Origin of the sequence: Brevibacterium sp. NPDC056726 (genome assembly GCF_042790515.1) — a bacterium.
GTDB lineage: Bacteria > Actinomycetota > Actinomycetes > Actinomycetales > Brevibacteriaceae > Brevibacterium > Brevibacterium sanguinis.
The window spans coordinates 170,824-196,453 of sequence record NZ_JBHTYZ010000003.1 but is presented as its reverse complement, the minus strand read 5'-3'; the positions used below and the strand labels follow the sequence as shown (position 1 = coordinate 196,453).

21 protein-coding genes are annotated in these 25,630 nt (G+C 68.8%); 12 read left to right on the top strand and 9 right to left on the bottom strand.

Annotated elements, in window-relative coordinates; genetic code table 11:
- Window positions 1-187 precede the first annotated feature (187 nt).
- Genes ACFQ91_RS07165 through ACFQ91_RS07140 form a run of 6 tightly spaced genes read left to right on the top strand, consistent with a single transcriptional unit; the run spans window position 188 to window position 8,347 of the window.
- Complete coding sequence (locus ACFQ91_RS07165) at window positions 188-1,903, top strand: TIGR04028 family ABC transporter substrate-binding protein (RefSeq protein WP_211978057.1); 1,716 nt, start codon at window positions 188-190, stop codon at window positions 1,901-1,903.
- Window positions 1,903-3,018, top strand: coding sequence for an ABC transporter permease (locus ACFQ91_RS07160; RefSeq protein ID WP_376917335.1), 1,116 nt, complete (start codon window positions 1,903-1,905; stop codon window positions 3,016-3,018). The genes ACFQ91_RS07165 and ACFQ91_RS07160 overlap by 1 nt, the downstream gene beginning before the upstream one ends.
- Entirely contained in the window at window positions 3,015-3,941 is a 927-nt protein-coding gene (locus tag ACFQ91_RS07155) for an ABC transporter permease (RefSeq protein ID WP_211978059.1), read from the top strand. Before ACFQ91_RS07160 ends, ACFQ91_RS07155 begins: the two co-directional genes overlap by 4 nt.
- Complete coding sequence (locus tag ACFQ91_RS07150) at window positions 3,938-5,728, top strand: ABC transporter ATP-binding protein (protein WP_211978060.1); 1,791 nt, start codon at window positions 3,938-3,940, stop codon at window positions 5,726-5,728. The genes ACFQ91_RS07155 and ACFQ91_RS07150 overlap by 4 nt, the downstream gene beginning before the upstream one ends.
- Window positions 5,729-5,735: 7 nt before the next feature.
- Entirely contained in the window at window positions 5,736-7,001 is a 1,266-nt protein-coding gene (locus tag ACFQ91_RS07145; RefSeq protein WP_211978061.1) for an LLM class flavin-dependent oxidoreductase, read from the top strand.
- Window positions 6,998-8,347 carry an alkylhydroperoxidase domain protein gene (locus ACFQ91_RS07140; protein WP_211978062.1) on the top strand — a complete coding sequence of 450 codons (1,350 nt, stop codon included), beginning with the start codon at window positions 6,998-7,000 and terminating at the stop codon, window positions 8,345-8,347. Before ACFQ91_RS07145 ends, ACFQ91_RS07140 begins: the two co-directional genes overlap by 4 nt.
- Before the next feature lie 68 nt (window positions 8,348-8,415).
- Here ACFQ91_RS07140 and ACFQ91_RS07135 read toward each other — a convergent pair whose 3' ends face one another.
- From ACFQ91_RS07135 to ACFQ91_RS07120, 4 genes are read right to left on the bottom strand one after another with little or no spacing between them, the layout of a single operon-like run.
- Complete coding sequence (locus tag ACFQ91_RS07135; RefSeq protein ID WP_211978063.1) at window positions 8,416-8,880, bottom strand: DUF779 domain-containing protein; 465 nt, start codon at window positions 8,878-8,880, stop codon at window positions 8,416-8,418.
- A 19-nt stretch (window positions 8,881-8,899) separates the two neighbouring features.
- A complete protein-coding gene (locus ACFQ91_RS07130; protein ID WP_211978064.1) occupies window positions 8,900-9,079 on the bottom strand; it encodes a hypothetical protein in 180 nt (59 codons plus the stop codon).
- A gap of 15 nt (window positions 9,080-9,094) precedes the next feature.
- Window positions 9,095-9,883 (bottom strand): HAD family hydrolase, encoded by a 789-nt coding sequence (locus ACFQ91_RS07125; RefSeq protein ID WP_249120907.1) that lies wholly within the window; start codon window positions 9,881-9,883, stop codon window positions 9,095-9,097.
- A complete protein-coding gene (locus ACFQ91_RS07120) occupies window positions 9,846-10,418 on the bottom strand; it encodes a GNAT family N-acetyltransferase (RefSeq protein ID WP_211978065.1) in 573 nt (190 codons plus the stop codon). The genes ACFQ91_RS07125 and ACFQ91_RS07120 overlap by 38 nt, the downstream gene beginning before the upstream one ends.
- A gap of 585 nt (window positions 10,419-11,003) precedes the next feature.
- Here ACFQ91_RS07120 and ACFQ91_RS07115 point away from each other — a divergent pair.
- Window positions 11,004-13,181, top strand: a complete 2,178-nt coding sequence (locus ACFQ91_RS07115; protein WP_211978066.1) for an HNH endonuclease signature motif containing protein — start codon at window positions 11,004-11,006, stop codon at window positions 13,179-13,181.
- 221 nt (window positions 13,182-13,402) lie between these two features.
- Here the strand turns inward: ACFQ91_RS07115 and ACFQ91_RS07110 are convergent, their stop codons facing one another.
- Window positions 13,403-14,425, bottom strand: coding sequence for a GlxA family transcriptional regulator (locus tag ACFQ91_RS07110; protein WP_198500611.1), 1,023 nt, complete (start codon window positions 14,423-14,425; stop codon window positions 13,403-13,405).
- A gap of 143 nt (window positions 14,426-14,568) precedes the next feature.
- On the opposite strand from ACFQ91_RS07110, the gene ACFQ91_RS07105 reads away from it, so the two are divergent.
- Window positions 14,569-15,561 (top strand): alpha/beta hydrolase, encoded by a 993-nt coding sequence (locus ACFQ91_RS07105; RefSeq protein ID WP_376872474.1) that lies wholly within the window; start codon window positions 14,569-14,571, stop codon window positions 15,559-15,561.
- 135 nt (window positions 15,562-15,696) lie between these two features.
- Window positions 15,697-15,930: a hypothetical protein gene (locus ACFQ91_RS07100; protein WP_376872477.1), complete on the top strand. Its 234-nt coding sequence runs from the start codon at window positions 15,697-15,699 to the stop codon at window positions 15,928-15,930.
- 114 nt (window positions 15,931-16,044) lie between these two features.
- On the opposite strand, the gene ACFQ91_RS07095 is transcribed toward ACFQ91_RS07100, so the two are convergent.
- A complete protein-coding gene (locus ACFQ91_RS07095) occupies window positions 16,045-17,106 on the bottom strand; it encodes an AI-2E family transporter (RefSeq protein WP_211978070.1) in 1,062 nt (353 codons plus the stop codon).
- Window positions 17,107-17,205: 99 nt separating this feature from the next.
- Between ACFQ91_RS07095 and ACFQ91_RS07090 the strand changes: the two genes are divergently transcribed.
- Window positions 17,206-19,866, top strand: a complete 2,661-nt coding sequence (locus ACFQ91_RS07090; protein ID WP_376871403.1) for a M3 family metallopeptidase — start codon at window positions 17,206-17,208, stop codon at window positions 19,864-19,866.
- Entirely contained in the window at window positions 19,847-20,617 is a 771-nt protein-coding gene (locus tag ACFQ91_RS07085; protein ID WP_249120908.1) for a queuosine precursor transporter, read from the top strand. The genes ACFQ91_RS07090 and ACFQ91_RS07085 overlap by 20 nt, the downstream gene beginning before the upstream one ends.
- On the opposite strand, the gene tgt is transcribed toward ACFQ91_RS07085, so the two are convergent.
- Window positions 20,608-21,858: a tRNA guanosine(34) transglycosylase Tgt gene (gene tgt, locus ACFQ91_RS07080; RefSeq protein WP_211978072.1), complete on the bottom strand. Its 1,251-nt coding sequence runs from the start codon at window positions 21,856-21,858 to the stop codon at window positions 20,608-20,610. The two genes, ACFQ91_RS07085 and tgt, sit on opposite strands and share 10 nt — an antisense overlap.
- Before the next feature lie 21 nt (window positions 21,859-21,879).
- Between tgt and mmuM the strand changes: the two genes are divergently transcribed.
- The gene (mmuM, locus tag ACFQ91_RS07075; protein WP_211978073.1) at window positions 21,880-22,839 is read left to right on the top strand and encodes a homocysteine S-methyltransferase; all 960 of its coding nucleotides are present in this window, start codon (window positions 21,880-21,882) and stop codon (window positions 22,837-22,839) included.
- On the opposite strand, the gene ACFQ91_RS07070 is transcribed toward mmuM, so the two are convergent.
- Both ACFQ91_RS07070 and ACFQ91_RS07065 read right to left on the bottom strand, forming a co-directional pair.
- The gene (locus ACFQ91_RS07070; RefSeq protein ID WP_211978074.1) at window positions 22,817-24,199 is read right to left on the bottom strand and encodes an FAD-binding oxidoreductase; all 1,383 of its coding nucleotides are present in this window, start codon (window positions 24,197-24,199) and stop codon (window positions 22,817-22,819) included. The genes mmuM and ACFQ91_RS07070 overlap by 23 nt on opposite strands.
- Complete coding sequence (locus ACFQ91_RS07065; protein WP_211978075.1) at window positions 24,199-25,275, bottom strand: histidinol-phosphate transaminase; 1,077 nt, start codon at window positions 25,273-25,275, stop codon at window positions 24,199-24,201. Before ACFQ91_RS07065 ends, ACFQ91_RS07070 begins: the two co-directional genes overlap by 1 nt.
- Between the last annotated feature and the right edge of the window lie 355 nt (window positions 25,276-25,630).

The window sequence follows — 25,630 nt, the reverse complement described above, 5'->3', positions numbered from 1 at the left end:
CATGACGCGGATGGGATTGACTTCAGGGCATGCAGACGACCACCTGGGACGCGACACGGCGAATGCCGATGTGCGCCGACGCGGAATCGATTCACCGCGTCGATTGTTGAGCTAAAAAGCTCCACCGGCGCCGCGATCTCCGCAGCCCCACTGACACCGCCCCGCCTGCTCGAAGGACTTCACCACCATGACGGACCTCCGTCCCCGGCACCGCGCGACCGCTGTGCCTGCTGCCCGCCTCGGCGGAACCACCCGGCGCAGTGTGCTCGGCGTCGGTCTCGGCCTCGGGGCGCTCGCCGCACTGAGCGCCTGCACCCCGACCGACACCGATCCGCTCACCGACGGTCCGCCCGTGAACGGCGGGGTGCTCACGTACTTCGAGCCGCAGACGTGGACGCTCCTCTACCCGCCGTCCGTCGGCTTCTACCCCAACGGCGGGATCATGAACAACATCTCCGCGCGCCTGCTCTGGCAGGACCCTGAGACCCTCGAGCTCTTCCCGTGGCTGGCGACCGCGCTGCCGGAGATCAGCGCCGACGCCACCGAGTTCACGTTCACCCTGCGGCAGGGCGTCACGTACTCCGACGGGTCCCCGCTGACGGCGGCGAACGTCGCGAAGAACTTCGACCTCTTCGGCCGCGGCGACGAATCGCGCACCCTGCCCGTGTCCGAGCAGATCTCGAACTACGACCGTGCCGAGGTCCTCGACGACCGTCGCGTGCGCTTCCACTTCACCGCGCCCTCCCCCGGCTTCGCGCAGGCGACATCGACGATGAACGCGGGACTCCTCGCCGATTCCACCCTCGACCTCGACGCCGAGGGCTTCGGTCCCGGCAGCGCGACGAAGATCCACACGGCCGGTCCCTTCCGCATCACCGCCGAGACGATCGGGACGAAGCTCTCGATCCGCGCCCGGGAGGACTACGACTGGGCGCCGCCGCACCTGAAGCATCAGGGCCGGCCGTACCTCGACGGCATCGACTACCTCGTCAACAGCGAGTACTCGGTGCGCATCGGCGCAGTGCTCTCCGGCCAGGCCGACGGCGTCCGCGACGTCCAGGCCCCCGACGAGCCGCGCGTGTCCGAGCAGGGGCTGCGCCTCTATGCGAAGGCGACGAACGGGATCAACAACAGCATCAACTTCCGCTTCCGCCACCCCCTGCTCGCCGACATCCGCGTCCGCCGGGCCCTCATCTCGGCGATCGACCGCCAGGAGATCGTCGACAAGCTCTTCACCCCGAACTACCCGCTCGCCACGGGGCTGCTCGCGCAGGGCGCGATGGGCTACACGGACCAGACCGGGGCCTGGGTCTACGACCCCGCCGCGGCGAACCGCCTCCTCGACGAGGCGGGCTGGGCCGAACGCGGGGCCGGCGGGTACCGCGTCAAGGACGGACAGGTCCTCGCGCTCACCGTCAACACGGCACTGCCGCAGCCGCGGTCGAACGAGGTGCAGACGCTCGTCCAGCAGCAGCTGCGCCGCGTCGGGGTGCGCCTGTCGATCAACCCCGGCGACCAGGCGAAGCAGACGCTCGACGCCCTCGACCTCGACTCGATCCAGATCTACCACTCGATGGTCGCCCGGGCCGACTACGACAACCTGCGGTCGAACTACGCCTCGGTCAACCGGGACGTCTTCCTCAACGCCGCCGGCCGCGACGACGCCGCGGACGACACCGTCGACCCGGAGATCGACCGTCTCCTCGACGCCCTGGCCTCCGAACCGGCGACGGCGCGTCGCCAGGCCGCCGCCGAGGCGGTCCAGTCCTACCTCGTCGACCAGGCCTACGTCCTCCCGTTCTTCGAGGAGCCGCAGGTCTTCGCCTTCCGCCGCCGCGTCCATGGTTTCGCCACCGAACCCGTGGGCCGCCCCGACTTCTACAGCACCTGGATTGCGAGCTGATGATGATCGACCTGAGATACCTCTGGCTGCGGCTCGGACAGGCTCTCCTCGTCCTGCTGCTCGCCTTCACCGCGGCGTTCGTCCTCCTCTCCGTCATCCCCGGGGACGGGGTGACCGCCCGCTTCGCCGATCCCGCGCTCGGACTCTCGGCCGACCAGGTCGCGGCGATCCGCGCGGAGACCGGCGCGGACGAACCGCTGCTCACCCGCTACCTCATCACGCTCGGCGGGTTCCTCACCGGGAACTTCGGGTTCTCCGTGCAGACGGGAGCCGCCGTGTCGACGATCGTCGCCGCCGCCCTGCCCTCGACGCTCGCACTCGCGGTCTCCGGTTTCCTCACCGCGGTCGTCCTCGGCGTGCTCATCGCGGTGTTCGCGACCTTCGGCCCGACGACCGGCCCGCGGGCGTGGGTGCGCCGGGTCCTCGACTCCGTGCCGAGCCTCTTCATCTCGATCCCCGTGTTCTGGCTCGGGATCCTCCTCATCCAGGTGTTCTCGTTCCAGCTCGGCTTCGTCTCCGTCGTCTCCCCCGGCCCCGCCGAGGCGCTCGTCCTCCCCACGCTCACCGTCGCCGTCCCGCTGTCGGCCCCGATCGCGCAGGTCCTCATCCGCTCGATCACCGAGGTCAAGGCCGCGGGCTTCGTCAAGGTGACGGCCGCGAAGGGGGCCTCCGAGCTGTGGATCCTCGTCCACGCCGTCGCCCGCAACGCGCTGCTGCCGGGGCTGACGATCGTCGGCCTGATCTTCGGCGAACTCGTCGCCGGCGCCGTCGTCACGGAGACCGTGTTCGGCCGCAACGGCATCGGCCAGATCACCGCGCAGGCGGTGACGAACCGCGACAATCCGATCCTGCTCGCCGTCGTCGTCCCCGCCACGCTCGGCTATGTCGTCATCAACCTCGTCGTCGACCTCCTCTACCCCGTCGTCGACGTCCGACTCCGACGCGGCCGGGGAACCGCCTCGGCGCGGGGACTGCGGAGACCATCGCAGACGGCGACACGACAACGGACACCCGACGACCGGACGAAGCAGGCCCTGGCGGCGAGCGCGAGCAGCGTCGGCGTCGAGCTGGACTGGGGTACCGACGATCATGCGACGAGGAAGGCGAGGCCATGAGCTTCATCTCGAGTCTCACCCGCACGAGCCTCAACCGACCGACCGGTGACGGCACCGGCCCCGACGGGTCCCGCGGCAGTCGGTCCGGCGGCACTCGCTTCAGCGTCACTCGGCTCGGGGCGGCGGGCGCGGTCATCGGGCCGGCGACCGCGGTGTCGGCGCTCGTGCTCCTCATCGCCGTCGCCTGGGCGCTCGTGCCCGGTCTCTTCACGCAGTACGATCCCAATGACGGCGGGGACACCGCGGCCCTTCTCGCGCCGAGCGCCGACCACTGGTTCGGCACCGATCAGACGGGCCGCGACGTCTTCGCCCGGGTCGTCCACGGCGCGTCCCAGTCGCTGCTGGCGGCCCTCGTCGCCGTCGGCGTCGGGCTCATCGTCGGCACCGGGATCGGGCTCATCGCCGGCACGCGCCGCGGCTGGGTCGATGACGTGCTCATGCGCGCCGTCGACGTCCTCCTCTCGATCCCCGCGATCCTGCTCAGCCTCTCGATCGTCATCGTCCTCGGCTTCGGCACGATCAACGCGGCGATCGCGGTCGGCGTCACCGCGATTGCGCAGTTCGCGCGTCTGACGAGGTCAGAGGCCGTGCGGATCAACACGAGTGACTACGTCGCCGCGGCCTACGGGTCCGGCGGCACGTACTGGTCGGTGCTCGGGCGCCACATCCTCCCGAACTCGATCTCCCCGGTCCTCACGCTCGCCGTCCTCCAGATCGGGTCGGCGATCCTCCAGATCTCGACGCTCGGCTTCCTCGGCTACGGCACCCCGCCGCCGACCCCGGAATGGGGCCTCATCATCGCCGAGGGCCGCAACTTCGTCGCCACCGCATGGTGGCTGACGGTCCTGCCCGGCCTCGTCGTCATGGCCGTCGTGCTCGCCACCCACCAGATCGGCAACACCCTGCGAAAGGTCACCTCATGACCCTCTCGACCGCTCCCGCTGTCACCGCGCCGGCTCCCGCCGGGTCCGCTGCGCTGCTCGCCGTCCGCGGTCTCACCGTCGACTACTCCCGCCGAGGCGGTTCCGCCGATCCCGCGGTCGACGACGTCGACCTCGTCGTCCGTCCGGGTGAGACGACGGCGGTCGTCGGCGAGTCCGGGTCGGGCAAATCGACGACGGCGAACGCCGTCCTCGGCCTCCTCCCGGAGACCGCGCGGGTGACCTCAGGAGGGATCCGCCTCGGCGACGTCGATCTCACGACGCTGTCCCGGCAGGGCTGGCGCGGGGTGCGCGGGGCGCAGATCGGGTATGTGCCGCAGGATCCCGGGAACTCGCTCAACCCGCTGCAGACCGTGGGGACGTCCGTCGCCGAGGCGCTGCGCATCCACAAGCGGGCCGACCGCCGGGCCGCTCGCGCCCAGGTCATCGACCTCCTCGAACGCGTCGGCATCGACCGGCCCATGATGCGCGCCGACCAGTATCCGCACGAGCTCTCCGGGGGCATGCGCCAGCGGGTGCTCATCGCGGCGGCGATCGCGCTGCGGCCCCGGCTGCTCATCGCCGACGAGCCGACCTCGGCTCTCGACGTCACGGTGCAGAAGCGCATCCTCGACCTCCTCGACGAGCTGCGCGCGGAGACGGGCATGGGCGTCCTCCTCATCACCCACGATCTCGCGGTCGCCGGTGAGCGGGCCGACGAGGTCGTCGTCATGCGCGCAGGCCGCGTCGTCGAGACCGGGACGGCGGCCGACATCTTCTCCCGTCCGGCGGCCGATTACACCGCCCGGCTCCTCGCCGACGCCCCCGCGCTGCACGCGCGGACCGGGCTCCGGGACCGGGTGGCCCGCGATATTGGTGAGCCTGGTGAGAGCCCCTTCGTCGCGGTCGAGGGGCTCACGCAGATCTACGCCCGCGGGGACGACGCTCCTGGTGAGAACGGGACTGCCGGTGAGAACGGGACTGATGGTGAGAGCGGGACTGCCGGCCGCCTCGGCGAGGTCATCGGGGTCGAGGACGTCTCGCTCACGGTCGCGCGCGGGACGACGCACGGCATCGTCGGGGAGTCGGGGTCGGGGAAGACGACGACGGGTCGGGCGCTCGCCGGGTTCCTCACCCCGCAGGCCGGGACGGTGCGGATCGGAGAGATCGATGCCGCGGACCTCGGCGTCGGCCGGGACCGCCGGGCGCGGCTGCGGAGCCTGCGGCGGACCGTCCAGCTCGTCCACCAGAACCCGTATTCGGCGCTCGACCCGCAGCAGTCGATCGGGGCGATCCTCACCGAACCGCTGCGGAACTTCCGGATCGGAACCCGGGCCGAGCGCGGTGCGCGCGTGACCGCGATGCTCGAGCGAGTCGCACTGCCGACGGCGTTCGTCGATCGGCGGCCGCGGGAGCTCTCGGGCGGGCAGCTGCAGCGCGTCGCGATCGCCCGTGCGCTCATCGCCGGACCCGAGCTCGTCGTCCTCGACGAGGCGGTCTCCGCTCTCGACGTCACGGTGCAGGCGCAGATCCTCGACCTCCTCGGGCAGCTGCAGACCGAGCTGGGACTGACGTACGTCTTCATCTCCCACGACCTCTCCGTGGTGCGCCAGATCGCTGATACCGTGTCCGTCATGTCGCGCGGACACCTCGTCGAGAGCGGTCGGACGGAGGACCTCTTCACCCGACCGCAGACCGCCTACACGCGCTCGCTCCTCGACGCGATCCCCCGGCCGCTGGACCTGCCAGCCCCTGCCGCCTCCACTCCTTCCGCTCCGACAGAAAGCTGAGACACCGATGACTGAGAACTCTGCGACTGAGAACTCTGCGACTGGGAACTCTGCGACTGAGACCACGAACACCACACCGGTGGGCCCGACGCTCGGGTTCTTCACCCGCCTCCTCGAGGATGCTCCGGCTGACCAGCGGTATCGCTTCGCGCTCGAGCAGATCGAGCAGGCCGAGCGCTTCGGATTCGGCACGGCATGGGTCGCCCAGCACCATTTCTCCGCCGCCGAGGGCGGACTGCCCTCCCCGCTCGTCTTCCTCTCCCACGCCGCCGCGCGGACGGACCGGATCCGGTTGGGCACGGCGATCATCACCCTGCCGATGGAGAACGCGGTGCGCGTGGCCGAGGACGCCGCGGTCGTCGACGTGCTCGCCGCAGGACGGCTGGAGATCGGCCTCGGCTCGGGCGGCAATCCCCGATCGTTCCCGGCCTTCGGCACGACGTTCGATGAGCGGCGCGAGGTCTTCGCCGACAACCTCGCGACCCTGCGCACGCTGCTCCGCGGTGATGCGCTCGAGACCGGTCACCTCCTCTATCCGGGACCGGACAGCGTTGGGTCGGCGGATGGCGGGGCGGCCCCCGGTGAGGCGGGTGGGTCGGCGGCCGGGTCTGCCTCGGATGGCTCGCAGACTCGGCGCGGCCTCGGTGATCGGCTCTGGCAGGCGACGTTCTCCGCCGGTGGGGCCGGTGCTGCGGGAGCTGCCGGGGACGGCCTCATGCTCTCGCGCACGCAGCCGCGACCCGGCGACAACCTCGGGGCGAGCCTCGATGAGATCCAACTGCCCGTCATCGACACGTACCTCGAGGCGCTGCCGGCGGGTGTCGCACCGCGGATCCTCGCGTCGCGGACCGCCGTCGTCGCCGATGCCGAGGACCTGCCCCGTCTGCGCGCGCTCACCGAACCCGCACTGCGCGCCGAGGCGGACCGGCTCGTCGGGTACGACACCTCGGGCCTCGACCTCGACGAGCTGCTCACCGCGACGGACACCTACCTCGGCACGCCGGAGCAGATCATCGAGCGGCTCGCGGCCGACCGGGTGCTCGGGCGGGTGTCGGATGTCAGCTTCCAGGTCCATTCGGTGCCGGCGACGAACGCGCACACCCTGCGCTCGATCGAGCTGCTCGCCACCGAGGTGGCCCCCGCCCTCGGCCTGCGCGTCGACGGGGCGGCTCCGGCGGAGTCTGCGGGGATCGCACAGTCCGCGGGGGTCGCAGAGTCTGCGGGAGGCGCACGGTCAGCGGGAATCGCAGAATCCGCAGGGGTCGCGCCATGACCGACATCATCAACACGCTCGCGGGCATCGCCCCCGGTGACCCGCTCGATCTCGTCCGCGACCACCGCGCGCAGGCGAAGGAGAATGCGCAGCTGAGCTTCGAGGCGCTCCTCGAACCCGAGGACCCCGGCGACTTCTCCCACCGCGATCGCTACGTCGTCGCCGCGTTCACCGCGGGGTTGCTCGGATCGAGCGCGGGTGAGGAGTTCTACCGCGATCTCCTCCGCGACGAGGACGAGGCCGCCTCGTGGGCCGTGGCGGAGCTCCTCGACGAGGTCGTCGTCGACCTCGATGCCAGCGGTCCCGTGCGAGGGCCCTTCGGGTCCTACGGTTCTGCGGCCCTGGCCGCGGAGAGCGTTCCCGGGCCGGAGCTCGTCGTCGACGCGAAGTCACGGGAGACGCTCGGTCCGGTCACCTCGGCGGCGCTCGAGTTCGCTCACCTGCTCGTGCTCCATCCCCGCGATGCCGGGCCGGAGGATCTCGTGCGGCTGCTCGCGGCCGGCTGGGATGAGGACGGGATCGTCACGCTCGCGCAGCTCGTGTCGTTCCTTAACTTCCAGATCCGGCTGAGCGTCGGGCTGACCGCGCTCTCTCACGCGCCGGCGGCGGCCGAGGAGCAGGTCCCGCTGCGCCCGCTGACTCCCGCGGAGGCCCCGGATCGGTCCACCGCCTCGGCGGCTGATCGGACCTCTGCCACCGGGAAGGAGTCCCCGGACATCGCCGAGGCGCGCGCCCGGGTGAGCACGTATCCCGAGCTGAGGCGGCCCGAGGTGTTCCAGCAGGCGGGGCTCGGGTGGGTGCCGTGGATCGCGCCGGTCGCCGAGGCGGATCTCACCGAGGCTCAGCGCGCTGCCCTCATCGAGGCCGGACGGGCGAAGAATCCCTACTTCCGTCTGCTCGCGCGGGATCCGGCGGCGCTGCGGGCGCGGACGCTGACGGATCTCGACATCTTCTTCAACGTCAGCGACGGGGTCGGGCGGGCGGAGCGGGAGCTCGCGGCGACGGCGGCCTCACGGCTCAACGGGTGCCTGTTCTGCGCGTCGATCCATGCCGACCGCGCGACCGAGGAGTCGGGGCGGCGGGACCTCGTGCAGGCGCTGCTCGACGAGGGGACGGGGACGGCGTCGCGCCTCGGCGATCCGGTGTGGGATGCCATCGTCGACGCCTCGGTCGCGCTCAGCCTCACGCCGTCGGCGTTCGGGCCCGAGCGCGTCGGGGCGCTGCGCGAGGCGGGCCTCGATGATGCGGAGATCGTCGATGTGCTCGGCGGGGCGGCGTTCTTCAATTGGGCGAACCGGCTCATGCTCTCCCTCGGCGAACCCGAGCTCATCGCGCCGGGGAAGTAGGGCGCGGGAGTCCTACGCGCGGAAGCAGGGCTGCTGGGCCGGCGCGAGTCAGACGTCGGGTGTCGAGCTCACGCGATGTCCATGAGCGTCGAGCGGATGAGGAAGCGGTTGCCGGTCGGCGATTCGACGCTGAATCCGCTGCCGCGGCCGGGGACGACGTCGACGGTGAGGTGGGTGTGCTTCCAGTACTCGAACTGCTCGGCCGACATCCAGAAGTCGATGCCCGAGGTCGTCTCCCCCTTCGCGTTGGGCGCGGGCAGCGGCAGCTCGAAGTGGCCGAGGAGGACGTCGGCGTCGGAGGTGATGAAGTCGCCTTCGGGGAAGCACATCGGCGAAGATCCGTCGCAGCAGCCGCCGGACTGATGGAACATCAGCTGGCCGTGCTTGGCGACGAGATCGCCGAGGAGGTCGACGGCGGCCTGCGTCATCGCGACCCGTGACTTCGACTCCCCCTCGATCGTGGGCGCGGAGTCGAGAACCGCAACGGACGTCTGCTCGGGCGTCGTCGACGTCTGTTCGGGGGTATCGGTCATGGCACTCCTTCGTGCTGCATCATTCGTCATCCGAGCGGCGATCTTCGAAGTCGAGAACGCCACCGACGTTCTTCCAGCCTAGGGTGACCGGTCCGATCGAACAATAGGTGCTGTGCCCACCGCGCACCGTCCACGACATCGCAGAGAGTGTCGAAAGCTGGTCCACCGGCGGAACGTCGTGGATCGCTGTTCTGATCACGTCGAGCTGTGCACCTCAGCGAGGTTGAGAGAAGTCGGCGTCTGTCAGTACGCGTTCGAGGTCGTCGAGCGAATTGACGGTCAGGTCGGCGAGCGCCGCCTCGGGGCTCCGCACATGAATATGCGCCCATGGTCCGCGAAGGAGGAATGCCGTGGCCATCCCGGCTCGATGCGCAGGGATGATGTCGTTGTCGACTCGGTCACCGACGTAGAGAATCTGTGCAGGTCGCATCCGGGTCGCGTCGATGATCCGGTCGAAGTACTCGGCATCGGGCTTCTCCACGCCCCACTCCGCCGAAGACGCGATGAAGTCAGCCTCGAATCCGAGCGTCTCCAATTGACGGCAGACACCCGCAGGCTGGTTCCCGGCGATGCCGACGAGATAGCCGACATTCCGCACAGCGTTCAGGCACGGCAGCGCATCCGGGTAGAGATCGGAGGGCTCCAGGCGGTGCGTGATATCGGGGGCTCGCACTCCGAGCTCGTTCCAGAGGCGACGATGGTCGATACCGCGCTCGATCATCGACCCCAATACAGCGAACAGTGTGAGAGGTTGGACATTGGCCGACGTGGCCAGAGCAGTCCACATTCTCGTTTCGTCGACGAGCGTCTCTCCTACGTCGAAGACGACTGCTCGGATCACGTCACCGTCGTTCGACTCCACAGAGTTCCCCCATCCACGTTCCCCATCCACATAGCGAAGGATTCCCGACCGCCTCGGCGCGGTCACACCCATGAATTCCCGATCGCCAAGCAGGTTCTTGATCTCACGATCGCGATGCCCGAACGGGCTTGATGGCAGCATAGAGCAGCATGTCCTTGCGTTCGCCGCCGATGCGCTGATGACTCGCGAGAAGTCCTTCCCGACGATACCCCGCTCGCTTCGCAGTTCGCACAGACGCATGGTTCCACGGTTCGATGAAGAGAGCGATGCGGTGAAGTTCGGGCAGAGTCCACCCGAATGATGTCAGAGCGCTCAGCGCATCGGCGGCGAAACCTCGACCTCGAGCGGACGGCACGATGGCGTACCCGGCCGAACCGCGACCATCATCGAGCTCCCTCAGCCAAAGACCGCAATGGCCGACAGACTTTCCGCTGTCAACGCTGACGATGGCAAACGAGAAGCCGGTGCCCTCGGCATATCGCCGTTGTTGGCGCATCGTCCATGCCCGAGCATCGTCGTCAGCAGCATTGTGCGGTAGAGATCCCGTCAGCGGCACGTACGGGTCGGTCGACAGTTCCATGGCCATCGCGACGTCGCGCTCGTCAACGGCACGAAGTGAAACTCCTCCGAACGTCGGCGCGCGACTCGGCCACGGCGGCAACGGACTCCCCGTCATGACGGAGGCTTCTTCGCGGCAGTCGGAATCCCTGGGCCAGTCGACCGGTGTCGAGATGAGGATGTTCCGTCGGACATCCGGTACGAACAAAAGCCCCCAGCCGCAAGGCGCTCAATCAGCGCACTTCGCGGAAGACAGTGCATGTGCGCCTCCTCTTGAAGTCTGGCTGCCGACGTTCCGCGCCGTCACCGATGCTTTCCCGAAACCGCTCGCCGGGTCCCTGTCGTGTTCTCCCCGAGGGTACCGGCGTGTGAGGTGGCTGTCACTCGAACCGTCAGTCCTGATGACGCTGGCACCGGCCATGCTCACACGATCCGCGGTGCCCCTCTCGGCGCACAGAAATCTGACCCACTCCCAGGGTCGGCGAGCACGCTCGCACACCCCCAGACCGACCCACACGACCTCTGGACGCACCCCCATCACACCCAACCGAGACGATCTTCCACCGACCGAAAATCACTGAGCACCGCGAAATGAATGAATTCTTCGTTCGAACGAGTTTCGAAATATTCATTGACATCAGATGTGACGTGAACTACACTGTTGTCATCAGCCACGCTGACGTGGGAAGACAGGTGACCAGCCGTGGAAGACACAACCGAATCCGCTCTTTCCGCGGACGAACCTGGCCGCACACCGTCACGCCTCGACATCGATCCCTCATCTCCTTACGCCGAGGCCGTCGCCTTCTACACCGCCAGCGATCGGGCCCAGATCACGGCATTCGAGGTCACAGCGAAGCTCTTCCTCGCCGACGTCATTGCGCACCTCAACCTGCTCAACCCCGACCCCGATCGGCCCTATGAGCACGCGAGCTTCTCCCAGACCGTGCATCGATTCGCCAAGAACGCCGGCTGTACCGCCGACTGGGTCACTGCCGACGACGCCGAGGATGCGTCGGCAGGGATGCCCGGCACCACCTCGGCGAAGCTGCCCGGATTTCCCCGTTTCCGGCCCACGCAGACCTTCGACGGCTGGGTCCACATGCATTCCCACTCCGAAGACATCGCCGAGCTCACCTCAATCCTCGGAACCACCATCGGCAGCACGTACGCGCACGTCACGCACGCGATGACGCTCATCCACGGGCTCCCCAAGTTCCATGCCCGCTGCCTGGCCGGAGAATTCACCATCGAACACGTCATCGCCGCGACCCGTCAGTGCGAGAACGTGCACTTCTCGTTGCTGCCGGTCATCGACGAATACCTGTGCCAGCGGCGCCCGGATGTCACGATCCAGACCTTCAAGAAGTCACTGAGCATGAAGATCGGCATCCTGCAGCCGCCCGAGGACCGTACGCAAACGGCGCACGAGCGGCGACGGGTATCTCTGATGACGAACCCCGACGGCAGCGCGTGCATGATGCTCACCGGATCCTCTGCCGAGCTGCAGGCCTGCTACCTGCGCATCGAGGCATTCGCGAAGGCGATTCGGAATGGCAACACCGCGGCTTTCGCCGATCAACTGCCCGAGGGTGCCTGCCTCGACGATCTGCGCGGCATCGACGCACTGATGTTCGACATTCTCACCAGCAGCGTTCCCCAGCTGCGCGTTCAGGTGCGAGCCCGGGACACCGAAACGGGGTCGACGACGACTCGCGACATCCCGCTCGACCTCGAGAACGTGCAAACAGTCGACGACATGGCTGCCGCGATCCACACGGCGATCGGCATCGACTCAGCAGACGGCATGAATCCTGCGGCCAGCACTGTCTCTGCGGCCGACAATGAGGGGTCGTCAGGTGAATCGGAGATGAGCGGCACCGAGGGAATGGTCGACTCCGGCGATCCTGCCACCTCACTCAACGTTGGGGTAGGCGGCACCGCCGCCCACAACGAGACGACGCCGGACGATCGGAAGCTCAAGCCCTCGACCGGTATCCGGATGACGCGCCTGGACGGCATCGAGTGCGACGAGCAGGGGCGAGTTGCGTTCTCCCTCGTCCTCGTCAGCCCGACGGCCCCCTACTGGCTGGCAGGGCAGGCGCGCATGATGATCACTGTCCCGTGCATGAGCCTCATGGGCGATTGCGACCTGCCCGGCACCTTCTCCGACGGCACACCCGTCCCCGCCGAGACCGCCCGAATGATCGCAGGGAACTGCTCATCGTGGATGCGGATCCTCACCGACCCTGCCACCGGCACTCCGATCGATGCGAAAGCCACGTCGTACTACATTCCCGAAGGAGTCCGGAACACACTGGTCTCCCAATGGCAGTGGTGTTCCATGCCCGGATGCCGCAGGCGTGCCGAGTCCTCCCAGATCGACCACATCATCCCGTTCAACCACGACGATCCCGCCGCAGGCGGGCTCACGGTGTTCGGCAACCTCCACCCGATGTGCGAGCAGCATCATCAGGGCAAAACGGACGGCAGATACTCGGTCCGGATGAACCGCCACGGAGTGTTGGAGTACACGTTCGCCCACGGGACACGTGTGTCCACAGTCCCCGGGGACAGCCCTGTCAACGCGGAGAACGCCCGCCTCATCGAGACTCGTGGGGACGCAGACACCTCCGATCGTGCCGACACCGCCGACCATTCAGCCACCCCCGACCCCGAACATGAAGCTCCTGACCCCGGCCCACCCCAGGGGGACTCGACTGCCCCAGCTCCCGGGGAGGTGCGGACCTCCAGGGATTGCCCGGGGCCGGCCGCTGACAGAGGATTCCCGGGATGGACGAAGCGCACGAGTTCGATTCAAAGGAAGGACCCCGCGAAACAGGAGTGGGTCTGGGACAACGGCGAGCCTCCGCCGTTCTGAACCACTGCCATTCCGAACCACTGTCGTTCTGAATAGCCGCCGTACTGACCCGCCGCCGTTCTGGATCACCGCTGTTGTGAACATCCGCCCGAATCCGAAGCTCCTCGAGTCCCAGCCTGCTCTCGTCCGGACCGATCGACCACCTCAGTCCCGCAGCGTCGCGACGACGCAGATCATGGCCGATGCGGTTCGGCCCGAACCCGGCCGGCCCCAGCACTCCGCTACCGCGCGCCGGTTCGATCCCCCAGCATCCTCTTCGCTCCGAACCGCTGCCGGTAACCGGTCGGAGTCAGACCGGTCTCGCGGTGGATGAGCCGACGCAGCGTCGTCGGATCGTCGTAGCCGACCGACCTCGCGATCGCCTCGAAGGTGTCACCGGTCGTCGCAAGCGCATGATTGGCCCGCTCGACCCTCAGCCTCTGAACGTACTGCGTCACGGTCATCCCCGTCGCCGTCTTGAAGCGACGCTGCAGCGTCCGCGGGTGCGTCGACGTGACCGCAGCCAGCCGACTCAGCGTCAGCGACGACGCGAGCTCGCGATCGATCGTCTCCTGCGCGCGCATAACCACCTCGTCCTGATGCGCCGTCGACGGCAGTTGGGCCATGTACGGCAGCTGCTCGGTCCGCGGCGCATCGGCGAGCATGAACCGCGACGTCCGGATCATCATGCTCGGCCCGAACAGCGCCTCGACCAACGACAGCGCGAAATCGAGCCACGCCATGATTCCCGCGGCCGTGATGACATCACCTTCGTCGATGACCATCCGACTGGCATCAAGCCGCACGCGCGGAAACCGCCGAGCGAACTCATCGACGAACGCCCAATGCGTCGTCGCCCGCCGATGATCGAGGAGCCCCGTCTCCGCGAGCACGAACACCCCCGCACACAGACCGCACAGCACTGCCCCGTCCGCCCGCTGCGCCAGCGCCCAATCGCGCAGAACCCCGGACTCGCCCATCAGCTCCGGGGCCACGAGACTCGGCGGGAAGATGACATGGGTGGGAGCATGCGGCGTTCCCGGATGCGAATCGAACGTGCACGTCACCCCGTCCCCGGTCCACTCCCAATGACTGACCCGCACGCGCCGCTCATCACCGCCGAGCAGATCGAGCTGCTCATTTGTCACCCGGAACACATCGGTCAGCCCATACACCGCCGCCAACTGACAGTCACCGTAGCGGACGACAGCGATCTCCGGACTCCGCCTGTCGCGATCTCCCTGGTACGTGTCGTTTGTGACCATAGCGGAATGATATCCCCGTCCGTAGGCTGAATGCACAGGTCGGCTTGCAGCACCCACCCGCCGACCCCGTCGCTCACGTGGACCCGGCACCGCCGACCACGATGAACCGACGCCGTTGATGACAACGAAGGAGCATGATTCCCATGACCGAGATCCCCCAGCCCGTCACCCCGTACCTCGAGCCCGAAGCCAAGGACCTCGCCGAGGCGACCGCACCGCATCCGCGCATCTACGAAGTCCCGCCGGAGGAGGGCCGCAAGATCCTCCTCGACCTCCAGAGCGGCGAGGGCGTCGAACGCCCGGATGTCGACGAGGAATGGGTCGACGTCGACGCCGGCGAATGGGGCACCGTCAAGACCCGGATCATCCGCCCCAAGGACGCGACCGGCGACCTCCCCGTCCTCTTCTACATCCACGGTGCCGGCTGGGTCTTCGGCGACGACAAGACCCATGACCGGCTGTTCCGGGAACTCACCGTCGGCGCGAACGCCGTCGGCGTCTTCCCCGTCTACGACCGCGCCCCGGAGAAGAAGTACCCGACCCAGGTCGAGCAGAACTACGCCGTCGGCCAATGGGTCGCCGCCAACGGCGCCGACCACGGCATGGACACCTCGCGCATCGCCGTCACCGGCGAATCCGTCGGCGGTGACATGTCCGCCCTCTTCGCCCTGATGAACAAGGATCGCGGCGGCCTCGAGCTCAAGGCCCAGGCCCTGCTCTACCCGGTGACGAACGCCGACTTCGACACCCCGTCCTACATCCAGTTCGCCGACGACTACTACCTCACCCGCGACGGCATGAAGTGGTTCTGGGACGCCTACACCACCGACGAGGCACAGCGGAAGGAGAAGTACGCCTCACCGCTGCAGGCCTCACTCGAGGATCTCAAGGGACTGCCCGAGGCCCTCGTCATCACCGACGAGGCCGACGTGCTCCGCGACGAGGGCGAGCAGTACGCGAACAAGCTGCGCGAGGCCGGCGTCCCCGTCACCTCGATGCGGGTGGCCGGCATGGTCCACGACTTCCTGCTCCTCGACAGCCTGCGCGACACGAAGGCCGCGAACCTCGCCCGGACCGTCGCCATCGACTTCCTCCACAACGCCCTCCACGAGGAGGCGAAGCCCTTCACGAGCTGACGGATCAGGCATGAGCTGACTCGCGGGCTGTGGGCTGACAGAGGTGGCACGCGAGTCGCGAGTTGACGGAGGCCGTCACCGACGAACGAGCACGAGGGTGGGCCGCTGGCCCACCCTCGTTGCTAGGCTCGTGTCATGAGCAGCGAACTGAGCCCCGTCCTCCGGCTCATCCCCTATCTCCTGGCCATCACGGCGATCGTCGTCGTGGGGATTCCGGTGGGCCGCGACGTCGACTGGGTGTTCCGGATCCTCATCGGCGCCGTCGCGTACTTCGCGACCTTCTACCTCAGCCGGTTCGTCATCGAGCGTCTCGCCTCACGGGGGAACAGCCTCGGCGAGGATGACAACGACACCCCCACCGGGACCTGATCCTCAGTCACGAACCCTGATCCCAGGTCACGGGCCCTGACCGCTCACCGACCACAGACCTTGGCCCACCTAGCCCTGACCGCCTGTCGAGTCCGACACCAGGAGAGCTGCCCCCTATTTCCTGTCCTGGGCGGGGATGACGACCTTGCGGATGACGATGAGGAACGACGCGGCCACGGGCACGGCGACCACCGCGCCGAGCACCCCGCCGAGCGTGCCGCCGGCGATCGCGGCGATGATGACGAGCGCACCGGGCACGTCGACCGCGGCCTTCATGATGCGGGGGCTGAGCAGGTACGCCTCGACCTGCATGTAGATGAGGTAGTAGATGCCCGCCGCGATGCCGAGACCGGGCGAGACCATGAGGCACGACGCGGTGATGACGATCGCACCGGAGATCGGACCGATGAGCGGGATGAGCGAGGCGAGGAACGCGACGAACGCGAGCAGCGCCGGCAGCGGGGCCCCGATGATCGTGAGGAAGATCGCCGAGCACACGCCGTTGATGACGCCGAGTGACAGCTGCCCGAGGACGTAGCGTCCGATCGATCGGGTGACCTCCTCGGTGACGGAGTCGACGGTCTCCCGCGAGCTCTTCGCCACGAGCGAGAGCATCGCCGCCTTGATCGTCGGCAGGGTCACGGCGAAGTAGATCGTGAGGATGACGACGATGATGACCCCGGTGAGGAAGCTGAGGATCCCCGCGCCCACGGACACGACGCCGCCGCCGACGGACAGGACGTTGCGCGGATCGGAGACCCACGAGCTCACACTGGCGAAGATCGCATCGAGATCGACCGAGCCGGTGAACCGCCGCTCGAGCTCGTTGACCCACTCCGTCGTCGACAGTCGGGAGATGATCCCCGGCAGATCCCCGATGAACTGCTGGATCTGCGCGATGAGCGTCGGCGCGATGAGCAGGATGATCCCGGCGACGACGAGGATGAAGGCGAGCACCACGGCGATGACCGACAGGGTCCGCGAGAGCTTGCGCGCCACGAGCCACTGCACGATCGGATCGAGCCCGAGCGCGAGGAACAGCGCCAGCCCGATGTAGATGATCACCGTGCCCACCGACTGCAGTGCGGTGATGAGCGCGATGGCCAGACCGACGCCGAGCGTGCCGGTGAACCCGACGCGGAAGGCGCTGGTGATGGGGAGGGATGCGCTGGTCATGCGCCCCAGTCTAGCCAGGAGCCATGCGCTCAGCCGCCGCCACGCGTTAGGATCGGAGGCGAAACCTGAGAAGACCATCAAGAAAGCGAAACGTCGACGATGAGTTCCGAATCCACCGCCATCGATGTCTGGGACTCCCTCCTCGACCCACAAGGCGACTTCTCACTTCCCGACTTCACCGCGGTGACCGCGGAGTCCCTCCTCACCGCCGCCGAGGCGGCCGCCTCCTTCGCGCTGTCCGAGGTCGACACGATCGTCGCCGACGAAGCGGACCCGACGTTCGCGACGACGACCGTCCGCTTCGAGTCCGCGACCGTGCCGATGGCCCGGCTCGCCGCTCTCGTCCGCACCGTCGAATCCAACCACCTCACCGCCGACCTCACCGACGCCGTCGCCGAGGTGTGGGCTCGGCTGTCGGCGACCCGGACCGCGATTCTGCTCAACGTCGACCTCTTCCACCGCATCGAGCAGGTCCCGACCACCGACCTCAACTCCGAGGACAAGCGCCAACAGGAGCTGACGATCGAGAACTTCGTCCGCGCCGGGGCCCGCCTCGGCGACGAGGAGCGCGAGCAGATGGCGACGATCGAGGCCGAACTCACCGCGCTCTCGACGTCCTTCTCCCGTGCGCTCGGCACCGACACCCGGGATCTCGCCGTCCACCTCGGCGAGGCCGCCCAGCTCACCGGCCTGAGCGAGGACCAGGTCGCGGCCGCCGCCGCCCGCGCCGGCGAACGCGAGGTCGACGGCTTCCTCCTGCCGCTCAACAACTTCACCCAGCAGCTCGTCCTCGGGTCGCTCGACGACCCCGCCACCCGGGACCAGGTCCTGACGAACTCGATGGCCCGCGGCTCCCGCGGCGGCGACGGGGACACCCGCACCCAGGTCGCCGACATCACCGCCCTGCGCGCCCTGCAGGCGAAGCTGCTCGGCTACCCGTCGTTCTCCTCGTACGCGATCGACAACCAGACCGCTGGCGGTCCCGATGCCGCCGCGGACATCGTCTCCTCCCTCATCGCCCCCGCGAACGCCCAGCTCAGCGCGGAACTCGACACGGTCAAGCAGCGCTACGGCCTCACCGAGGTGCCCCCCGCCGACGTCATGCACTACCTCGCGAAGTACCGGGCCGACGAATTCGGGGTCGACCCCGACGAGGTCGCGCAGTACTTCGAGTTCGACTCCGTGCTCACCGAGGGCGTCTTCCGCGCCGCCACCGGTCTCTACGGCATCACGTTCGCCCGGCGCGACGGGATCGTCGGCTGGCACGACGACGTCATCAGCGTCGAGGTCACCGACCTCGGCGGACGCACCCTCGGGCTCATCCTCATCGACCCCTATGCCCGTGACACGAAGCGCGGCGGCGCCTGGATGGACCAGCTCGTCCCCGCCTCCCGGCTGACCGGCCACCTGCCGGTCGTCACCCTCTCCCTCAACCTCGCCAAGCCCGGTCCCGGCCGGCCCACGCTGCTCTCCCCCACCGAGCTGACGACCCTCTTCCACGAGTTCGGCCACGTCCTCCACGGTCTCTTCGCGAACTCGACGTACCCGTCGACGGCCGGCACGTCGGTGCCCCGCGACTATGTCGAGTTCCCCTCGCAGTTCAACGAGATGTGGCGCTTCCACCCGCAGGTCCTCCCCCACTACGCCAAGCACGTCGACACCGGCGAGCCGATGCCGCAGGACCTCGTCCAGGCCCTCATCGACAGCGAAGCGTTCGGGCAGGGGTTCTCGACGATCGAATACCTCGCCGCGGCGATGCTCGACCTCTCCTGGCACTCGCTCGAAGCCGGTGAGCACATCACCGACGTCCTCTCCTTCGAATCCGAGGTCCTCGCGGCCTCCGGGTTCTCCCCGCTCGTCCCGCCGCGCTACCGCACGACGTACTTCGGCCACATCTTCGCCTCCGGCTATGCCGCCGGCTACTACTCGTACCTCTACTCCGAGGTCATCGCCGCGTGGGTGAGCGAATGGTTCGAGTCCCAGGGCGGACTCAACCAGGAGGCCGGTGAGGCGTTCCGCGAGGCGATCCTCGCCCCCGGCTACTCGGTCGACCCGATGACGGCGATCGAGCAGTTCTTCGGCGTCCGCCCCGACGTCGCCCCGCTCCTGCGCCGCCGCGGACTCGCCGAACCGGTCGCCGGCGATGCAGCAAGCGCCGAGGGGGAGGCTGAGGATACTGAGGCGGATGCAGCCGGCTCTGAGGCGGACGCTGCTGACCCGGCCGCAGCCGCGAAAGTCACAAACGCGGACGCAGCCGACACCCCTGCGACCCCCGACCTGAAGCACCACGCGAACAACACCCGCATCGCCGAGATCCTCGAGACCCACGGCATCGTCCCCCGTGTCCGACTCTTCGATGAGGCCACGCCCACGGCCGCCTCGGCGGCGGAGAAGGTCGGGGTCGAGGTCGGGGCGATCGCCAACAGCCTGATCTTCTCCGCCGGGGGCGACCCGGTGCTCATCATGACCTCGGGCGCGCACCGCGTCGACACCGACCACGTCGCCCGCCTCATCGGCGTCGACGCGCTCGACCGGGCGGACAAGGACCTCGTCCGGGCCGCCACCGGCCAGGTCATCGGCGGCGTCGCCCCGGTCGGCCACCCCGCCCCGATTCCCACGTACATCGACGTCGCACTGCGCGGCTACCCGGAGCTCTGGGCCGCCGCCGGCACCCCGAACTCGATGATGCCCCTCACCTACGCCCAGCTCGTCGACCTCACCGACGGGAAGGAGATCGACGTTGTCGCAGACGAATCCTGAGCAGGATCATCTCGACCAGCCGAGCCACCGCCTCGCCGCCTTCGCCTCGTCCCGGGGTCGCTACTACGCGATCTTCCTCGCGATCTTCTGCGCGGTCCTCATCATCTCGAACATCTCGGCGACGAAGGTCATCGGCTTCGGCCCCATCGTCACCGACGGCGGGGCGTTCCTCTTCCCGATCGCCTACATCCTCGGCGACGTCATCAGCGAGGTCTACGGCTTCAGGGCCGCCCGGAAGGCCGTCATCACCGGTTTCGCTCTGCAGATCCTCGCCACCTTCGTCTTCTGGCTCGTCCTCATCTCCCCGCCGGGACCCGGCTATGAGAACCAGGACGCCTTCGCCGCCGTCCTCGGCTTCTATCCGCGCATCGTCGCAGCCTCACTCGCCGGGTACTTCGTCGGCCAGCTGCTCAACTCCTACGTCCTCGTCGCGGTGAAGAAGCGGATGGGCGAGTCGAAGCTGTGGGTCCGGCTGCTCACCTCGACCGGCGTCGGCGAGTTCGTCGACACGCTCATCTTCTGCACGATCGCCTTCGCCGGGGTCATCCCCGGCTGGGACTTCGTCAACTACGTCGTCGTCGGCTTCGTCTACAAGGTCGCCGTCGAGGTCATCCTCCTGCCGGTGACCTACCGGGTGATCACGGTCGTCAAGCGCCACGAACCGAGCTACGGGTCACCCGACCCCGCGCAGCCGGGCCCCGGGCAGCAGAGCCACGAGCAGCCGGGCCCCGCGTCACCGGGTCACGCGTAGTACCGGCCGAGCACCTCGGCCTCGAGCTCGGCGAAGCGGCCGTCCTCGATCGCCTGCCGGATCTCGGCGACGAGGCTGACGACGAAGTGCTCGTTGTGGATCGTGCACAGCGTCGAGAAGAGCATCTCCTTGGCCTTGTAGAGATGCCGAAGATACGCGCGGGAGTAGTTCTCGCACGTGTAGCACGTGCACTCGGGATCGAGCGGCCCGAAGTCCCGGCGGTACTTCGCCCCTGTGAGGTTGTAGCGTCCGTCGCGGGTGTAGATCGCGGCGTTGCGCGCCACCCGTGACGGCGAGACGCAGTCGAAGGTGTCCGCACCGGTGCGGATCGCTTCGAAGAGGTCATCGGGCTCCGAGATGCCGAGCAGGTGCCGCGGCTTGTCCTCCGGCAGCTCCTCGCACACCCAGCGGATGATCGTGCCGAGGTTCTCCTTCTCCAGGGCCCCGCCGATGCCGAACCCGTCGAAGTCCATCGCACCGAGGTCACGTGCGGCCTTGCGCCGCAGATCCTCGTACTGCGCCCCCTGGAGCACCCCGAAGAGCGCCTGATACGGCCGGTGGGTCCGCTCGGCGGTGAGCCTCCGGTGCTCCTCGATGCAGCGGATCGCCCACAGCCGGGTCCGCTCGAGCGAGGTCTCCTGGTAGCCGCGGGTGTTGACGAGCGTCGTCAGCTCGTCGAAGGCGAACATGATGTCGGCGCCGAGCTCATGCTGGACGCGCATCGAGACCTCCGGGGTGAAGCGGTGCATCGTCCCGTCGAGGTGCGACTTGAACGTCACCCCGTCGTCGTCGACGTTCGACAGCCGCTCCTTGCCCACGGCGATCGCATCGTCGTTCTGCTCGCCGGTGACCTCCATCGAGATGACCTTCTTGAACCCCGCACCGAGGCTCATCACCTGGAATCCGCCGGAATCCGTGAACGTCGGGCCGGGCCAGTTCATGAACCGGCCGAGACCGCCGGCTTCGTCGACGATGTCCGAACCCGGCTGGAGGTAGAGATGGTAGGCATTGGCGAGGACGGCCTGCCCGCCGAGGGCCGCGACGTCCTCGGGCTTGACGGCCTTGACCGTGGCCTTCGTGCCGACCGGGATGAACGCGGGGGTGCGGATCTGCCCGTGCGGGGTCGTGATGACGCCGGTGCGTCCGCCCGTCTCGAGCCGTGTGCCGACCTCGAAGCCGAACTGCGAACGGTCGTTGATGGGCGCTGTCTCAGATGCTGCGGGCGATTCGATTTCGGTCACCCGCCAAGTTTAACTGGGTGAATGGCTCCGACCGTCAGCGCCGTCCTCGACGCCTCCTCCCGCCCCACCGTCCTCGACGGCGGGCTCGGCACCGCGCTCGAGGCGCGCGGGCTCGACCTCGACCACGACCTGTGGTCGGCGGCGCTGGTGCGTGACCGACCGGAGATCCTCGCCGAGGTGCACGCCGCCTTCGCCGCCGCCGGTGCCCGGGTGCTGACGACCGCGAGCTATCAGATCAGCCCGCTCGGTCTTGCCCGCGCCGGTCTCTCACCGGCCGCGGGGCGGGCGCTCATCACCGACAGCGTCGCTGTGGCCAGGGAGGCAGCGGCGAGGGAGGCAGCGGCCAGGGAGGCAGCGGCGAAGGAGGCCGGGGCCGGTGCCGCACTCATCGCCGGCTCGGTCGGACCGTACGGCGCCGCCCTCGGCGACGGCTCGGAGTACACCGGCGCCTACCGGCTCACCGCCGCGGAGTTCGCCGCCTTCCACCGTCCCCGCATCGCAGCTCTCGTCGACTCCGGGGTCGACCTCCTCGCGCTCGAGACGCAGCCGTGCCTGCCGGAGATCCGGGTCCTCGCCGAGCTCGTCGACGCCCACGCCGTGCCGGCCTGGCTCACGGTCACCCTCTCCGATGACGGGACCCACCTGCCCGACGGCACCCCGCTGTCGACCGTCGCCGAGGCGGTCGCGGGCACCCCGCTGATCCGGGGCCTCGGCGTCAACTGCGTCCGCCCGTCCCTCGTCGCCCCCGCGCTTAAGGCGCTCGGCCGGGCCACCGACCTGCCGCTCGTCGCCTACCCGAACTCGGGTGAGACCTACGACGCCGCAACGATGACGTGGAGGACCGGCACCGCGACTCCGGCCGCGTGGCCCGTTCAGACGTGGACCGACCTCGGCGCCCGCCTCATCGGCGGCTGCTGCCGGACGACCCCGGACGACATCGCCGTCCTTGCCCGTCGGCTCAGAGCATCTTCCCCGGATTGAGGATGCCCTGCGGGTCGAGCGCGTCCTTGATCGCCCGGTGCATCCGCGCCGCCCCCGCATCGAGCTCCTGGCCCAGCCACTCGCGTTTGAGGTAGCCGACCCCGTGCTCGCCGGTGATCGTCCCACCGAGGTCGAGGCCGAGCTCCATGATCTCGGCGAACGCCGCCTGCGCCTGCGCGACCATCGCCTCGTCCCGGGCGTCGAAGACGACGCTGGGATGCATGTTCCCGTCCCCGGCATGACCGGCCGTGGCGACCTCGACGTCGTACTTCTCGTCGATGAGCCGCAGCCGCCGGAAGAACTCGCCGAGGCGGGACCGGGGCACGCAGACGTCGTCGATGAGCTCCCCGCCGCCGATCCCGGTCGCGTACTGCTCCATCGCCGGCGCCACGGCCCGCCGGGCGGCGACGAGGAGGTCGCTGTCGGCGGGATCGTCGGAGACGACGACCTCGGTGGCCCCGTGCGCGGTCGCGATCTCCGCGAACCGGGCGAGCTCGGCCCGGCCGTCGTCGCCGGGGGCATCGGATTGGACGAGGAGGAGCGCACCGGCATCGGCGGGCAGACCGAAGTCGCCGTAGGCGTTGATCATCGCCATCGTCGCCCCGTCGAGGAACTCGAGCATCGACGGTGCGGCCCCGGCCGCCATGAACGCCGAGACCGTGGCCCCGGCCGCCTCGGTGTCGGGGAAGATCCCGACCCCCGTCACCGGTGCGGGCAGAGCCGGGGTGAGTCCGAGGGTGATCTCGACGATGACGCCGAGGCTGCCCTCGGATCCGGTGAAGAGCGCGGCGAGGTCGAGGCCGGCGACCCCCTTCGCCGTCTCCCGGCCGAGCCGGGTGAGCGTGCCGTCGGCGAGGACGACGGTGAGCGCGCGCACGTAGTCCTTCGTCACCCCGTACTTGACGCAGCACATGCCCCCGGCGTTCGTCGCGACGTTGCCGCCGATCGTCGAGATCGCCACCGACCCGGGATCCGGCGGGTAGGCTAGCCCTTCGGCGGCGAGCGCCTGCTTGAGGTCAGCGTTGATGACCCCGGGCTGGACGCGGCAGAGCTGGTTGACAGAATCGATCTCGAGGATCTCCGTCAGCCCCGCCACATTGAGCAGGAGCGCCCCGTCGACGGCGTTGGCACCGCCGGACAGTCCCGTCCGCGCGCCCTGGGTGACGACCGGGATGCGGTGCGCGGTGGCGAAGCGCATGACCGCGACGACGTCGTCGACGGTGCGGGCGCGGACGAGGGCGAGCGCCTCCCCCGCCGGACAGAAGAGGGCCCGGTCGAAGCGGTAGCCGTCGACGACATCACGGTCGGTGACGAGTGCCCCGGGGCTCAGCTGCGCGGCGAGGTCGGCGAGCTCGGCCATCAGCGGGCAGCGAAGTCCGCGGCGACGGCGCGCACCCGGTCGAGCGCCTCGTCGGCGCCGATGCTCACGCGCACCCCGCCGGCCAGCCGGCGGATCGCCACGGCCTGAGCACCGCATGCCTCTTCGAAGGCCTCGGCGTCCTCATCGCTGAGCGCGATCCACACGTAGTTGCCCTGCGCGTCGGGGACGTCGAACCCGAGGGCGCGCAGGTCGGCGGCGAACTGGTCACGTGTGGCCGCGACCTCCTTGGCCCGGACGAGGACCTCATCGGTGCGGGCCAGCGACTCCGCGGCCGCGGCCTGGGCGGCGGCGGTGACGCTGAACGGGGCGACGACCTGGCGCAGCGCGGTCGCGATCTCCGGGTCGGCGACCCCATAGCCGACGCGCAGGCCCGCGAGCCCGTGCGCCTTCGAGAACGTGCGGGCGAGGACGAGGTTGGGGTACTCGCGGAAGGCCGCGAGCCCGTCGACCGCCTCGGCGTCGGTGGCGAACTCCCAGTACGCCTCGTCGAGGGCGACGATGACGTCAGCGGGAACCTCGGCCATGAAGCCCTCGAGCTCCGCGGTGCGCACGGACGGACCGGTGGGGTTGTTCGGCGAGCAGAGGAGGACGAGGCGGGTCGTCTCGTCGATCTCCGCGAGCATCCCGGCGAAGTCGTGCCGACCGTCGGGCAGGAGCGGCACCGCCCGCTTCTCCGCCCCGCGGGCGGCGGCGAGGATCGGGTACATCTCGAACGACGGCCACGGGTAGACGACGGAGGTGCCGGCCTCGAGGGTGATGTTCGTCAGGGCCGAGAGGATCTCCGAGGCCCCGGCCCCGGTGACGACCTCGGAGGGGTCGACGTCGAGGTGGGCGGCGAGATCGGCGACGAGACCCGTCGACTTCGGATCGGGGTAGGCCGCCGGAGTCTGCGTGGCCGCGACGACGGCCTCATGGACGCCCGGCAGCGGTGCGAGGTGATTCTCGTTCGACGACAGCTTGTACGGGGTCAGTCCCGGGGCGTCCGCCGGGGGCTTGCCCGGCTTGTACGGCGGGAACTGGGACAGCGCATCACGAAGGAGGAATCGTTTCGACATGGTCTTATCGTGACACACACAACAGACGCGCGGCACGGCGGGGACGAAGATGGCCCTGCAGTCACGTGATTCTGCAGGGCCACCGGGGATGAGTCGCGGACTCGAGGGGCATCCGGACTCGGTGGATGGTCGCCGCCGGATGCGAAGCGACCGTGGGTGGCGGCCCCTTCTGCTGAAGTAGACCCGCGGGAGGCGACGTTCGTTCGCGAGATCGGGTGAATTCTTCGTCACAGTCACGTCCCTTGCGACGATCCCTGCCCTCCTGCCGGCGATCCCTGCCCTCCTGCCGACGATCCCTGGCCTCCTGCCGGCGATCGGGTTCAGGCGATTGTGGGATGGCAGTGGGGAAACTAGA